The organism is Rhodovarius crocodyli (assembly GCF_004005855.1).
GTDB classification, from domain to species: domain Bacteria; phylum Pseudomonadota; class Alphaproteobacteria; order Acetobacterales; family Acetobacteraceae; genus Rhodovarius; species Rhodovarius crocodyli.
Map to the genome: position 1 here is coordinate 1 of NZ_SACL01000041.1, position 269 is coordinate 269.

A 269-nucleotide genomic window follows, 5' to 3' on the forward strand; every position below is an offset into this window, starting at 1 on the left:
CCAGATGCCCTGCGGGATGACCATGGCGATGCGCAGCGCCGAGTTGTCATGCGCGTCGAACAGCAGGCTCTCGTCCACCAGCGACCAGGCGGCCCAGGCGCAGAACAGCGCGAAGCCGCCGAGCAGGCAGAGGGCGAACAGGTGCAGCGGCGCGCGCAGCTTCATGGGGAAGCGGCTGACCAGCACATCCACGCGGATATGGGCGCGGGCGGCCAGCGCATGCGCCAATGCCCAGGCGATGCCGCAGGCCAGGATATAGCCCGTGATCT

At 68.8% G+C, this 269-nt stretch carries 1 protein-coding gene; it reads right to left on the reverse strand.

Annotated features, from left to right (window positions below):
• The coding region (locus tag EOD42_RS25680) for a TRAP transporter small permease subunit (protein ID WP_127790445.1) at positions 1 to 269 on the reverse strand (269 nt) is incomplete at both ends.